The organism is Sporosarcina sp. JAI121, assembly GCF_013408665.1.
Classification (GTDB): Bacteria; Bacillota; Bacilli; order Bacillales_A; family Planococcaceae; genus Sporosarcina.
In genome coordinates this window covers 1,519,480-1,534,033 of the sequence record NZ_JACCCL010000001.1, presented here as the reverse complement: position 1 = coordinate 1,534,033, position 14,554 = coordinate 1,519,480, and the positions used below count along the sequence as shown (strand labels likewise).

Annotated in this window: 12 protein-coding genes; 3 read left to right on the top strand and 9 right to left on the bottom strand. The window is 43.0% G+C overall.

From position 1 onward, the window contains the following. Nucleotides 1–678: 678 nt before the first annotated feature. From HDC33_RS07245 to parE, 3 genes are all read right to left on the bottom strand, one after another. Complete coding sequence (locus HDC33_RS07245; protein ID WP_179391801.1) at nucleotides 679–1,899, bottom strand: MFS transporter; 1,221 nt, start codon at nucleotides 1,897–1,899, stop codon at nucleotides 679–681. A gap of 120 nt (nucleotides 1,900–2,019) precedes the next feature. Further along, nucleotides 2,020–4,449, bottom strand: a complete 2,430-nt coding sequence (parC, locus tag HDC33_RS07240) for a DNA topoisomerase IV subunit A (RefSeq protein WP_179391800.1) — start codon at nucleotides 4,447–4,449, stop codon at nucleotides 2,020–2,022. Next, nucleotides 4,446–6,419, bottom strand: coding sequence for a DNA topoisomerase IV subunit B (gene parE, locus HDC33_RS07235; RefSeq protein WP_179391799.1), 1,974 nt, complete (start codon nucleotides 6,417–6,419; stop codon nucleotides 4,446–4,448). Before parE ends, parC begins: the two co-directional genes overlap by 4 nt. A 300-nt stretch (nucleotides 6,420–6,719) precedes the next feature. Here parE and plsY point away from each other — a divergent pair, with 300 nt between their 5' ends. Next, the gene (gene plsY / locus HDC33_RS07230; RefSeq protein ID WP_179391798.1) at nucleotides 6,720–7,322 is read left to right on the top strand and encodes a glycerol-3-phosphate 1-O-acyltransferase PlsY; all 603 of its coding nucleotides are present in this window, start codon (nucleotides 6,720–6,722) and stop codon (nucleotides 7,320–7,322) included. A 37-nt stretch (nucleotides 7,323–7,359) separates the two neighbouring features. Then, nucleotides 7,360–7,653, top strand: coding sequence for a HesB/YadR/YfhF family protein (locus HDC33_RS07225; RefSeq protein WP_179392669.1), 294 nt, complete (start codon nucleotides 7,360–7,362; stop codon nucleotides 7,651–7,653). A 40-nt stretch (nucleotides 7,654–7,693) separates the two neighbouring features. On the opposite strand, the gene fabG is transcribed toward HDC33_RS07225, so the two are convergent. The 4 genes from fabG to acnA all read right to left on the bottom strand — a co-directional run bounded on the left by fabG (nucleotide 7,694) and on the right by acnA (nucleotide 12,402). Further along, a complete protein-coding gene (fabG, locus tag HDC33_RS07220) occupies nucleotides 7,694–8,434 on the bottom strand; it encodes a 3-oxoacyl-ACP reductase FabG (protein WP_179391797.1) in 741 nt (246 codons plus the stop codon). Nucleotides 8,435–8,829: 395 nt separating this feature from the next. Next, nucleotides 8,830–9,141, bottom strand: a complete 312-nt coding sequence (locus tag HDC33_RS07215; protein ID WP_179391796.1) for a hypothetical protein — start codon at nucleotides 9,139–9,141, stop codon at nucleotides 8,830–8,832. After that, nucleotides 9,141–9,566, bottom strand: a complete 426-nt coding sequence (locus HDC33_RS07210) for an acyl-CoA thioesterase (RefSeq protein WP_179391795.1) — start codon at nucleotides 9,564–9,566, stop codon at nucleotides 9,141–9,143. The genes HDC33_RS07215 and HDC33_RS07210 overlap by 1 nt, the downstream gene beginning before the upstream one ends. 121 nt (nucleotides 9,567–9,687) lie before the next feature. Then, nucleotides 9,688–12,402 carry an aconitate hydratase AcnA gene (acnA, locus tag HDC33_RS07205; RefSeq protein WP_179391794.1) on the bottom strand — a complete coding sequence of 905 codons (2,715 nt, stop codon included), beginning with the start codon at nucleotides 12,400–12,402 and terminating at the stop codon, nucleotides 9,688–9,690. Nucleotides 12,403–12,939: 537 nt separating this feature from the next. Here acnA and HDC33_RS07200 point away from each other — a divergent pair. Then, nucleotides 12,940–13,194: a GlsB/YeaQ/YmgE family stress response membrane protein gene (locus HDC33_RS07200; RefSeq protein ID WP_179391793.1), complete on the top strand. Its 255-nt coding sequence runs from the start codon at nucleotides 12,940–12,942 to the stop codon at nucleotides 13,192–13,194. A gap of 55 nt (nucleotides 13,195–13,249) precedes the next feature. On the opposite strand, the gene HDC33_RS07195 is transcribed toward HDC33_RS07200, so the two are convergent. Together HDC33_RS07195 and HDC33_RS07190 are read right to left on the bottom strand one after the other, a co-directional pair. Beyond that, entirely contained in the window at nucleotides 13,250–13,921 is a 672-nt protein-coding gene (locus HDC33_RS07195; protein WP_179391792.1) for a lytic transglycosylase domain-containing protein, read from the bottom strand. 37 nt (nucleotides 13,922–13,958) lie between these two features. After that, nucleotides 13,959–14,552, bottom strand: coding sequence for an SCO family protein (locus HDC33_RS07190; protein WP_179391791.1), 594 nt, complete (start codon nucleotides 14,550–14,552; stop codon nucleotides 13,959–13,961). Nucleotides 14,553–14,554 lie beyond the last annotated feature (2 nt).

Sequence of the window (14,554 nt, the reverse complement as noted above, 5' to 3'; positions counted from 1 at the left end):
ATTGAGTGTAGTGTACGAGTATTGATGTAAACAATAGACGCAACTTAGAATAGATTAAGCTGTGATTATACAAAGGGGATTGTCTCATTAAGTACCTCTTTTTCTTTAAAACTATTTTAGTTTACATAATATAAATTATCAACAGTTACGTTTCATTCGATAAGTATACTTGAAACAGTGAGATAAAAGCGAAAATGTGGATTTATATAACTTACACTGAAATTTATCATTCCTAGTACCATCTAGCATTAGATTACAATTAAAAAACGCCCGTATACATTCAATTTGTAAAAGAATCTTATATCCATACAAAAATAAATCAGCTTGGCTTTATTACAAGACCTGTTCTTTCAACAATAAAGTCGTTATTAAAATTAAAATAAAATTTATGGGCAGTTTATTTGTTTAAGATATAGTAACCTGTACTAATTTGTCAGAAATCGTACTATCATTCCGACAATGCTCCCTTTCCTTAAACTATGTAGTTCTCCTTTACTTGAACGATTGTTCGGGGATATATAATAGCTATAAAATAAACTGGTTGCGAGCTATATATCTATATATGAACTAGCGAGGTTTCTTTTATTCAGAATTTGTACATGAATGGAATTGAGGTTTATTTATGGCCACCGTACTTGATGAAACAAGGTACAATAAAATAGAAAATACCGCAAAAAGTCAAATGCTTTCTGCGGCAGTTTGTTTTGGTTGTTCCAGTATGATATTTCTTCTTTTCATCTGTACGAAGAATAGTACTGTCAAACTTAAGCTGATCAATCCGAATATAATGATCATCGACTGCAATCCAATAATATCCAAAAATGCACCCGCCGTCAGTAATACAACTTGGAACATGACTCGTTCCAACATATTGCGGAATGAGAAAAATCGGCCATGATACTCTTTCGGCATCTGTTTCTGAAAAATGACCATTGCTGTCGGGAAAAAACAGCCTAATGCGAATCCTAGCACGGCAAAAGCACTTAACGTAATTACTGTGCTTTCGGCAAAATAAAGCATGAATTCTGCCACTGCTACCATACTTGCGAATGAAAATAAAATCGTCGTTGTTCGCCATTTCATTGAAATATACTTCACGGATATTGTTCCCACCATGAATGCTACCCCTTCAAATGTATAAATAAGTCCTTTAATCGATGCTGAATCCTGAATTTCACTAATATTAATGACAATCAGGTTGAACGAGCCGATGAATAGCAATGGAATTAGCGTCATAATTAGAGTCATACCGACAGCAGGATATGCTTTCAACACAGGAAAGACTTCCATGAAGCCCCCTTTGTTTCCCGCACTTTTCACCTTTGCCTCTCTTCCCTGTCCTTCATCAATGCGCAACATCATCGTGAACAATAGAAGTGCGCCATAAGCGATCATTGATATCCAGTAGAGCGACATGAGCGACCAATAGACGAGCAAAATACCGGCTAGAGCCGTTCCAATGACGCGGGAAATCGTCGCGACGTTCATATGCCATCCATTCATCGTCAGCAAATCATCGTCCTTGACAACAAGCGGAATGGTCGCCTGCAGCGCGGGAAAGTAAAATGTAGCAGATAGTTGTATGCTGATCATAAATGCAACCATCCACCAAACAGAGCCGGTTGATATTGCAATTAACATGAAAATGACACTAAGCATCCGACCCGCACCTGATATAAGTAGAACAGTTTTTTTCCTTGATTGGTCAATGACCTTACCCGCAAGCGGTCCCGCAATAATTCCTGCAAGTAGTCCGACTGACATAATTAATGCTTTAACGAAATCTGAAGGGATTTTTTCTTGCATAAATTCAAGATTGCCGATGATTCCCGTCCATAATCCTAACCCGGCAATCATTTCCCCGGTTAATATAATCCAGATATTACGATTCCTCCACATGCTCTATCCCCATTCTCTCATTGTTTAGGAAATAACTTTTATTATTTCGCCCAACGAACTATTATACGGTAGAAAAAACAGAAAGTCATGGGTATAATATCCCATGACTTTCCAAGTTGGTTATTCTATTTCAGCTTTCGGATCTTTATAAATATACGTTATTCCACCGTCTTTTTTCTCATCGACCAAGCTACTGCCGTTTGAATAACGGTCAACTGGTCGTAATGAACCCGCTAAGATAGGAATCTTATTGCCTTTTTCCGTTGCCAGCACAATAATTTCATCATTCCTAACCATTTTCGCTCCAATAACGCGGTGTGGATTGGATTTTAACTCTTTCAAAACAACAACACCACGTTGCGCCCTCGAAGCACTTTCAAGTTCTTTCAGACCCATTCTTTTCACGCTGCCGCGCTGCGTCGCGATCAAGACTGAAGCCCCGTCATCCGAATTGATTTCCATTGCAACGACCTGGTCAGCCTCTTTCAGATTAATTCCACGTACACCCGCGGTCCTTACGCCCGTTACGGATAACTCCGTAAGTGGGAAACGGAGTGCATATGCCTGCTGTGTGAATAGGATGACGTCACCGTCTCCTTTTATGAGTCTTGCATCAATCATTACATCATCTTTTTTTATGCCCATCGCTTTAAACGTTCTTGAATAACGCTGGACTTTAAAATCGGCAAGTTTCGATTGTTTGATGAAGCCATTTTGCGAAGCGGTCACGATAAGCGCTTCCTCATCGAAACTTTCCATACCGATTGCCGCCACGATCGTTTCGTTTTGTCCAAGCGGAATGATGCTTGAGATGTGCTGGCCGAGATCCCGCCATCTGATATCCGGAAGTTCGTGAACAGGCTGATAAAGATAGTTCCCGGCAGACGTGAACAGCAATAGATGATGCTGTGTGTTCATAGGCGCTTCTAAAAGCGTATAATCGGATTCTTTCATCTCATGTCCTGTTCCGTTCGATGCACTATGTGAACGGACGCTTGTGCGTTTCACATAGCCGTCTTTTGTAACTGACACTATCACTTCTTCGCTCGGTACCAGAATATCGAGATCGACTTTGATTTCCTCGATTTTTTCCTCAATGACAGAACGCCGCGCTTCCGCAAACTTTTTACGAATTTCAAGAAGCTCTTTTTTAATGACAGCAGAAAGCTTTTTATCACTTTTCAAAATCGCATCAAGTTTTTCAATTAATTTCCGAAGTTCAGCATCTTCTTGCTGCAGTTCCGTAATATCCGTATTCGTCAGTCTATATAGTTGCAATGATACAATCGCTTCAGCTTGTATTTCGGAGAATTCGAATTTCGAGATGATATTATTTTTAGCATCTCGTTTATCTTTTGATGCACGAATCGTTTTTATCACTGCGTCCAAAATCGATAAAGCTTTCATAAGCCCTTCGACGATATGAAGACGATCTTGCGCTTTTTGAATATCGTATTGGGATCTGCGTGTAACAACTTCTTTCTGATGACCGATATAGGCGTCAAGTAACATCGGCAACGACATCAATGTCGGTCTACGTCCGGAGATGGCAATCATATTGAAGTTATACGTCACTTGCAAGTCAGTATTTTTAAGCAGGTATTGTAAAATCGCATTGCCGTCTACGTCTTTCTTAAGTTCAATGACGACACGTAGACCTGTACGATCCGATTCATCCCTAACGTCTGCAATTCCGTCCAATTTCCGGTCAAGTCGAAGCTCATCCATCTTCTTCACCATATTTGCTTTGTTGACGTCATATGGAATTTCCGTCACAACGATTTGCGATTTACCACCTTTTAATGGTTCAATGAACGATTTCGATCGAATGATGAAACGCCCTTTTCCGGTTTCATAAGCCGTTTTAATACCGTTCGTTCCTTGAATCGTACCGCCAGTTGGAAAATCCGGTCCTTTTATGACCGTCATCAATTCATCGACTGTAACATCAGGATTGTCCATCCGCATTAGAACTGCGTCAAGAACTTCATGAAGCGCATGCGGCGGAATATCCGTCGCGTACCCGGCAGAAATACCGGTTGAACCGTTTACAAGCAAGTTCGGGAACCTCGACGGCAGAACAGTCGGTTCTGGTTCCGTATCATCGAAGTTCGGGATGAAGTCGACTGTATCCTTACCGAGGTCACGCATCATTTCGCCTGCAATAGCGGAAAGGCGCGCTTCCGTATACCGCATCGCTGCAGCCGAATCCCCATCGACGGAACCGTTATTTCCGTGCATTTCTACCATCATATGGCGCAATTTCCAGTCTTGGCTCATCCGTACCATTGCTTCGTAGACGGATGTATCACCGTGTGGATGATAGTTACCGATGACATTCCCGACTGTCTTTGCAGATTTACGGAATGCCTTTTCATGTGTATTGCCTTCATGGAACATTGCATACAAAATACGCCGCTGAACAGGTTTTAGACCGTCGCGTGCGTCCGGTAATGCCCGATCCTGGATAATATACTTACTATATCGTCCGAATCGGTCACCGATTACTTCTTCCAAGGGAAGGTCTTGGTAACGTTCCGATAATGTCATTCAAAATCCCCCTCGACGTGCAAAAATTCGTTGTCTAAAATATTATGGTCTTCCAACATGCCAAAGTCGACATTCTCTTCTATCCAACGTCGTCTCGGATCCACTTTATCCCCCATTAGGGTTGTCACACGTCGCTCAACAATAGCACTGTCTTCAATCGTCACACGGATCAATGTGCGCGTTTCAGGATTCATGGTCGTTTCCCATAACTGATCGGCATTCATTTCCCCGAGTCCCTTGTATCGCTGTAGCATGTACCCTTTTCCTATTTTGTCTGTTGCTGCGCTAAGATCGGATTCAGTCCAGGCGTATGCCACTTTTTCACTTTTCCCTGCGCCTTTGAACACTTTAAACAACGGCGGAAGTGCGATATACACTTTCCCCGCTTCAATGAGCGGTTTCATGTAACGGTAGAAAAACGTCAACAACAGCACTTGAATATGTGCTCCGTCTGTATCCGCATCCGTCATTATGATAACTTTATCGTAGGCGATGTCCTCCACTTGGAAATCGGAACCGACGCCGCCACCGATTGCATGAATGATCATATTGATCTCTTCATTTTTCATAATATCCTCGAGCTTCGCTTTTTCAGTATTTAGTACTTTTCCCCGCAGCGGAAGGATCGCTTGGAAAACACGGTCACGCCCTTGCTTAGCGGATCCGCCGGCAGAGTCCCCTTCGACGAGGTATAATTCGTTTTTTGCAGCATTTCTGGATTGTGCTGGAGTCAGTTTACCCGACAGCAATGTATCTGATCTTTTCCTCTTTTTCCCGGAACGTGCATCTTCTCGGGCTTTCCGTGCCGCCTCACGAGCCTGGTGCGCACGGATCGCTTTTCGGACAAGCGACGCACTTAAATCCGCATTCTCCTCCAGGAAATAAAGCAGTTTCTGTGAAACGATTGCATCCGTGATGCCACGCGCTTCGCTAGTCCCGAGCTTGCCTTTCGTCTGGCCTTCAAATTGCAGGATTTCTTCCGGGATTCGCACCGATACGATTGCAGCGATTCCTTCACGGATATCTGCACCTTCAAGATTTTTATCTTTTTCTTTTAATAAACCCGCTTTTCTTGCATATTCATTAAATACACGGGTCATCCCCGTTTTTGCACCGGTTTCATGTGTCCCACCGTCTTTTGTGCGGACGTTATTAACGAATGATAAAATCGTTTCCGAATAGCCATCACTGAATTGGAAGGCAAACTCGACTTCGATGCCGTCCGATTCGCCCTCCAAATACGCCACCTCATGCAATACATCTTTCTCTTCATTCAAATAGGAGGTGAAGGCTTTAATTCCTGTTTCGTAATGAAAGATATCATGCTTTTCCGTTCCCTCTTCCTGAAGCTCGATCTTCAAGCCCTTTAACAGAAATGCAGACTCCCTCAACCGTTCACTCAATGTGTCGTATTGGTATTTCAACGTCGAAAAGATAGTCCCATCGGGTTTAAAATGAATGAGTGTCCCCTTTTCACGCGTCGTTCCAATCTGTTCAAGCGTCGTAGCGGGTTTCCCTCCATTTTCAAAACGTTGTCGAAACTTTTTCCCGTCGCGGAAAATCGTCACTTCGAGCCACTCTGATAGTGCATTCACGACAGATGCACCGACCCCATGAAGTCCGCCGCTCGTTTTATAGCCGCCTTGACCGAATTTGCCGCCTGCATGCAGAACGGTCAGGATGACTTCCGTTGTCGGTTTCCCTGACTGGTGTATTCCCGTCGGCATTCCCCGTCCGTAGTCCCGGACACTGAGACTCCCATCGGTATGGAGCGTAACATCTATTTCATTACCGTATCCCGCCAACGCTTCATCTACTGCATTATCTACAATTTCATAGACCAGATGATGTAATCCGCGTGAATCGGTGGATCCGATGTACATCCCCGGACGTTTTCGTACCGCATCAAGGCCTTCAAGTATATGGATTGAATCATCATCATACGTATAATTATCTTGATTTTTCGTCAAATTACAACCTCCATCAAACGAATGTTCTCTTTTATGTAATCGTAACGCTTCCTTTAAAGCTTGTCAAATCAACGTTTTCGGAAGCTTGCTCAATTAATTGTATAGAAGAACGCATTTTATTGCAATGTAGATGGGAAATTGTTGACCCAGAAAATCAGCCATGCAAGACTCGAAAGTTCAAAATCAAGGGGTAACTGATTACTCAAATTCGTAAAGTTCTCCGCATCAATCTCATTGTCGCAACTTCACGGTTCTGCTAAACTAAGTCTATACTGACACAAATAAAAAAAGGGGTATACAATGGAACTTATCATACTTTTACTGATTGCCTATTTAATTGGCTCTATCCCTTCCGCACTCTGGGTTGGCAAAGTTTTTTACAAAACGGATATCCGCAAGCATGGCAGCGGGAACCTCGGCGGAACGAATACTTTCCGTGTTCTCGGAAAAACAGCAGGATTCGCCGTAACAACCCTGGATATCTTTAAAGGGACTGCAGCGGCACTCTTGCCACTACTCCCTATTTTCGATAGTGTCCATGTTCATCCGCTCATCCCGGGAATTCTTGCAGTCGTTGGACATATGTATCCTGTATTCGCGCATTTCAAAGGCGGCAAAGCTGTGGCGACATCCGGAGGAGTGTTATTAGCCTACGAATGGCCCGTCTTCCTTATTGTGCTGGCAACCTTTTTTATCGCTTTGAAAATGACGAAAATGGTGTCCTTATCATCAATGATCGTATCTGTGGTAGGCTTTCTATACGGTATCTTTTATTATTTCCGAACAGGCGATATCTATTTGATGGTGATGATCGGTTTGTTCGGTGCCTTCATCTTCTACCGCCACCGGGCGAATATCGGACGTATCAAGGCAGGAACTGAGCCAAAAGTGAAGTGGTTATAATACAATGGAAGCAGCAAACGATAGGATGGTGTTTCCATTGAAGATTATTTTGTCGAACGAAGCGCTTTTATGGTTTAAAGAAGAGATGGAAGCAGTATCTGGCGATGCTATCCGTTTTTTCGCGAGATACGGAGGGTCAAGCCCACTTCACGCCGGCTTCTCACTTGGTGTGACGAAAGAACAGCCGGATGAAGTGTCGGTTGAAACGGAGCATGACAACGTCCGCTATTATATTGAAAGCCGGGACAAATGGTACTTTATTGATCACGACTTGCATGTCAATGTAGACCCGAACCTGAATGAACTCATTTATTCATATGAAAAAGCGTGATGGCGACATGCCTCACGCTTTTTTGAACCGATTGCGTTCCTTACATCATGATTCCGCCATCGACATGCAGGACATGGCCATGGACATAATCGGCGTCATCGCTTGCTAGAAATAGGTAAGCATTCGCAATATCACGCGGTTTCCCTAGCCGTTGCAAGGAAGTGGAAAATTTCATTTGATCGAGAACTTTGTCCGGCATCTTACTGACCATGGCTGTTGCAGTGAAGCCTGGAGCGACGGCATTGACATTGATGCCTTTTCGACCGAATTCTTTAGCCCATGTTTTAGTCATTCCGACGATTGCCGCTTTTGTTGCAGCATAATTCGTTTGACCAAAGTTGCCATAGATGCCGCTTACGGAAGAGGTGTTGATAATCTTCCCCGACTCGTTCGCAATCATATGAGGGACAACTGCCTGTGTACAATTGAAAACGCCTGTTAAATTGACATCGAGAACCCGCTGGAAGTCAGCCGGTTCCATTTTAACCAGTGTGGCATCCCTTGTGATGCCTGCGTTATTGATCAATATATCAATCTTCTCATGATGTTGTATCGCTTTCCTAACTAACTGCTCGACGCTAGTACGATCTACGACATCCACTTGTACGAACGTCACATTCAGTCCTTTTTCCGTGAATCGCGCTTCTTGCTCTTTTCCCGCTGTTTCATCATAGTCAGCCATGATGACATGCGCTCCTTCTTCCGCAAAACGCTCACATGCTGCCAATCCGATTCCATTTGCACCACCTGTAATAATTGCGACTTTTCCAGTTAACCTCATTTAGTCATCTCCTATTTTAAAAATCGCTCCATCCATCACTCGTTGCAATTTTCAAATCGTCGATAGTCCTCTTATATGTTACGTCTACTGACCTATTATATGTATAAATTAGACATTTCAAACAACTCTTACACCATTGCTATACGTGTCGGCCTACCTATCGGGCCATGACAAGGTCTTTTTGCCATCATATTCACCATTAGGCTCCAGTGTGTGTGCACTACAAACAGATCATCCGCAAATCATACCTATTTTGTAAGACTATTCCTGAACAAATGAAGCGGGAATGGATTTCTTTCTTTCAACCTATATGACACAATAATAATGTCAAAAATAGACTTACATTGCGAAAGAAAACCATTTTACGGCATAAAAAAACGTAAAGCTTTTTTGCTTCACGTTGACTTTAGCAGACCGAACCGTTCCAATTGATGGGATAGTCCTTCATTCTGTAAAATATCGTATTCATGTTTACCGAAAAGATCAAAATGGGGAAAATCATTCCGCATATCAAGCCATTCCCGTCTCAAGCCGTACTGTGCTCCCCATTCAACAAGTTTTTCGATGTTCGCACAGCCTGCTTTCGTCACTGTTTTACATTCGGGAAAGCGCTCATCTAACCAATAATGGGTCAAAAATGCAATTTCACCTTTACTGACCGCTTTTTTCCAATGCTGTAGTTCCGCACGCCTTAGTCCAAACGCCATCAGTCTTTACTTCGCTGAATTTCACTATATTTTGCATCCCATACCGGATCGATTTTCTTTAGAGGAACTGGTCTAAACGACTCTTTTTTCACCAATACATGTTCCGATGTGGCTGTTGCTGAAATTGTACCGTCTTCCTGGATTATTTCATAACCGTATGTTGTGCGCAGTCTTCCGTGCGACTCGACCCAGGTCCGTACAGTTGCCTTCTGACCGTATTTCATTGCCGCCTTATATTGAATCGATAAGTCCGTCACCGGTGATAAGAAGCCATCTGCCTCGAGCTGTGCATAGGTATAGCCAAGGTCCTCGATTAGCTTCGTACGCCCGATCTCCATCCACACTAAATAATTCGCATGATAGACGACTCCCATCTGATCCGTCTCCGCATACCTGATTTCAACTTCTTTTTCACTTATATACATTGTCTTCACCTCACTGTCCATTATACAAAAGCATCACTGAAAAAGCTGTCCTTAAACTGAAATTGCATGTAAATAGAAAAAAGGTGCCCGAGTATATCGGACACCTTCCTGCTTGTTGTAATTAATTCGTTTTCATTTTATCACGAAGAACCATTTGCAGGATTCCACCGTGACGGTAGTAGTCGACTTCTACCTCAGAGTCGAAACGTGCTAGCACGTCGAACTCTTTGACAGATCCGTCTTTGCAAGTTGCAGTCACTTTCAGGATATCGCGCGGTTTTACACCTTCCGCGATATTTACGCTGATTTCCTCTTCACCCGTCAGGCCAAGTGTTTGTGCACTTTCGCCTTTGCTGAATTGAAGTGGAAGAACGCCCATCATAACTAGGTTTGAACGGTGAATACGCTCATAGCTTTCAGCGATAACTGTACGGATACCTAATAGTGAAGTACCTTTCGCTGCCCAGTCACGTGAAGAACCCATTCCGTAGTCTTTACCTGTGATGATTGCAAGACCTGTACCTTCTTCTTGATACTTCATTGCAGCATCATAAATCGGCATGATCTCTTTTGTTGGCCAGTAAGTCGTGAATCCGCCTTCTGTTCCTTTAGCAATCTGATTACGGATACGGATATTAGCGAATGTACCGCGCATCATCACTTCGTGGTTACCACGGCGTGAACCGTACGAGTTGAAGAAACGAGGGCTTACGCCTTTATCAATCAAGTATTTCCCAGCCGGTGTATCTTTACCGATAGCGCCTGCAGGTGAAATGTGGTCCGTTGTGATTGAATCGCCAAATTTACCAATGACACGAAGCCCTGAAAGTGCTTGGATGTCAGCCGGCTCTTTTGCAAGACCTTCGAAGAACGGCGGATTTTGGATATATGTTGAGTTTTCATCGAAATCATACAATGAATCGTCTGTTGTTTCGATTGCATTCCATGCTTCGTTTTCAGTGAATACTCGTGCATATTCTTTACGGAACAACTCAGGTGTAACGGTTGCTTTAACAACTGCCTGAACTTCTTCCGTAGTTGGCCAAATATCTTTGAAGAAGACATCGAAGCCTTCTTTGTCTTTACCGATTGGATCTTTTTCGAAATCGATATCAACTGTTCCAGCAAGTGCGTAGGCAACAACAAGTGGCGGTGAAGCCAAGTAGTTTGCTTTCACAAGTGGATGAATACGTCCTTCAAAGTTACGGTTACCGGAAAGAACGGAAGACATAAGCATATCGTTGCCCATGATCGCTTTTTCAATTTCAGGAAGAAGCGGTCCGGAGTTACCGATACATGTTGTACAGCCATATCCAACTGTATTGAATCCAATTTTATCCAAGAACACATTAAGACCTGAATCTTCAAGGTAGCCTGTAACTACTTTTGATCCTGGTGCAAGTGATGTTTTCACGTATGCCGGTGGTGTAAGTCCTTTTTCAACCGCTTTTTTCGCAACAAGTCCAGCACCTAACATAACGTATGGGTTAGATGTATTTGTACATGACGTGATTGCAGCGATTGCAAGGTCACCTGTCTTGATTTCAACAGAACGCCCGTCTTCGAATTCAATTTTAGCCGTTTTCGTTAGCTCTTTCGGTGATAGACCAAAACCTTGGTTTCCTTCAGGAGCTACAACTGCTTCGTTGAATTCGTGTTGCATTTCCGTAAGTGGAATCATGTCCTGTGGACGTTTCGGTCCAGCAAGGTTCGCTACAATATCGGAAAGATCGATTTCGACAACTTCAGTGTATGTCGGTTCTTCGTTATCTACTGTGAAGAACATGTCGTTTTCTACAAGATATTGTTTCACAACTGCGATGTCGCTTTCTTCACGGCCGGTTAAGCGCATGTAGTCAAGTGCTTCTTCATCTACTGGGAAGAATCCGCAAGTTGCGCCATATTCAGGTGCCATGTTCGCAATTGTAGCACGGTCCGCAAGTGGCAGCTGTGCTACGCCTGGTCCGAAGAATTCGACGAATTTACCAACAACGCCATGTGCACGTAGTGTTTGTGTCACTTTCAGAGCAAGGTCGGTAGCTGTCGTTCCATTCGGAAGTGCGCCAACCAGTTTTACTCCGATAACTTCCGGAATCGGGAAGTATGAAGGCTGTCCGAGCATGCCCGCTTCAGCTTCAATACCGCCGACACCCCATCCGAGAACACCGATACCGTTGATCATCGTCGTGTGGGAGTCAGTTCCAACAAGCGTATCCGGATATGTTTCGAATGTGCCGTCTTCGTTTTTAACTGCATGGACAACGTTTGCTAAGTACTCAAGGTTAACTTGGTGGACGATACCTGTTGCAGGTGGTACTGCACGGTAGTTATCGTAAGCTTTTTGTGCCCAGCTCAAGAATTGGTAACGTTCCGCGTTACGTTCGAACTCAAGTTCCATGTTCAAATTAAGCGCTTCTGCCGTTCCGTAACGGTCAACTTGTACGGAGTGGTCAATGACAAGGTCAACCGGAATTTCAGGATTAATCTTGTCAGGGTCGCCGCCCATCGCCGCCATTGCTGAACGTAGTGATGCTAGGTCAACGACAACAGGAACTCCTGTGAAGTCTTGAAGGATGACACGTGACGGTTTGAATGGTACTTCTCCATCCGTGTCCGCATCTTTCCCCCATTTCGCCAAATTTTCAACATGATTGTCTTTGATGACATAACCGTCGTATTGGCGCAGGACGGATTCAAGTAACACTTTAATCGAGTAAGGCAGATTGGAAACTTTCGCGATGCCGGCTTCTTCGAGAGCAGCTAGACGGTAATAGTTATACGTCTTACCGTTCAAATCGAATGATGTACGGCTGTTGTGCAAATTGCTTTTTGCCATTGTAGAATTCCTCCTTCTATCTGTAAAACACTACTGAAAAGGCTATAAAAGAGCATCTTTTCTCTACTCCATCATATAATACCAACCTACATAAGTAAAATACATTAACTTTATAGTCTATCATAAGTTAAAGTTATGACCCTTACTTTCTTGAAGGGCTCCTACTTAAATGAAGCACTGTCATTATCCCTTCAAGTATATTCTCATAATGATGTTCATGCAAAGATATTTTGTTGGATCGATTTTTTGGTCATACTATAACTAGAGCCACAATCGAAATGGATAATATGCAAAAGTATGGCGTAAACTGAAGCAAACATTCTTTAAACAAAGCAATTTTCGTAATACGTTCGACAAGAATCATTATGGTTCCCTAAAAGGGGAGTATGATGAACATTTTTTCAGACGCTACTGTCATCTGTTGAATCCCAGAAATTTTTGGCGTTTTTTTTCTTACCGATGTTTAATGTATTGTAATAAAGGTTATTACAAAGACTGTAGACGTAATCATAAAATACTCAAAAGGAGATGAACAACATGAGTTTCATTTGGTTTTTAATTATTGGCGGTATCATCGGCTGGTTAGCAGGCATGATTTTAGGTAAGGATATCCCGGGTGGAGTTATTGGTAATATTATCGCCGGTATCATCGGTGCTTGGATTGGCGGCATGCTATTAGGAGAATGGGGTCCGAAGGTTTCCGACTTTTACATTATTCCGGCCATCATCGGAGCACTTATCCTCGTATTCATAGTTAGTCTAATTATGAAATCGATGCGTAAAGCCTCATAACCGCAACAAATGAATAATAAAAAAGATGGACCCCGTTGTTCGCGGTCCATCTTTTTTATTTGCCTGTTTCCATTTCAATTCGCTTAGTTTCGAATTCGTCAAAAAACCAAAGTACGTCTTTGACATATTTTTCACTGTGGTTGTAATTGAAAATTGCTTTCTCATAATCCCCATCCGCAGCACCACTTTGTGATAGGTAGTTGGCTGCGCTGTAAATTGCGTCTTCAATATCATATGGGTCGGCGATTCCATCTCCATTGGCATCAACACCATATCCTCCGTATTGTTTGATTACCTCGGGGTTTAGTTTATCTTCTACAGGGATTTCCCCTTTCCCAAGATCACGACATCCCGGATAACTCCATCCCACGAACGTACAAGGCATGAACTGCATATGCCCCTCCGCACCGACGGGCGAAAGCAGTGGGTCCATCGTTGAAAACCGCGTTTCAATTCGGTGGTGTGCGGCAAGGAGCGTCCACGGGATACTATACGTTTCTGCCGCTTCTTTATAAACCGGAATATATTCTTCCGGAATTTCTGTAGCGGTGTTACGTTCTTTCATGTCAAGCAAGGTGCTTGCGGATTTCCGGATGATTTCCGGATTTTTCAAGCCCGTCCAGACGATAGCTGTCAATGTGAAGACCGTAACAGCAACAGGGATTAGCAGCATGATGAACATCGCTTTCACCTTCAAGGACAATCCTTTGTTCTTACGTTTTTTCATCTTTCCACCCCGTTAAATCCAGTCTTGCCTATCGAAATTATGCACCCTCTTTAATGAGTGCTTTCATATCTTTGATGATTTGATCGAATGGCACGTCTACCATGCCATCATATGATTTGACGACTTGCCCATCCTGATTGACAAGGGAAAAGGAAGTGGCGTGCATTACATCTACTGAATCCGGTATGTCTGCAACAAGCGTCTTGAATGATTTTGCCGCAAAGTCAATGATTTTTTCTTGTGAATACCCCGTCAGCATTTCCCATTTGCTCTCATCCTGGACATCAAACATCCCCAGGTATTCTTGCAATAATTCCGGTGTATCCACTTCAGGGTCGATACTGAATGATACTATTTTATAATCTTCAACGCCTTCTTCAGCAAGTTTTTTTTCAACTTCCGTCATATTGACCATCATGGGCGGACAGGCATCCGTACAAACAGTGTAGACAAATTGTGCCAACCATACTTCACCTTTCAAATCATCCAATGAAACCTTTTCGTTGTGTTGGTTTGTAAATTCAAAGGGTTCAATTTTATAATGGTGATCCGCTTTGAATCCGCCGCCTGAACATGCACTCAGAATTAGAACCATAAGCAATACATAAGACAGTAATAACTTTTTCTTCATTC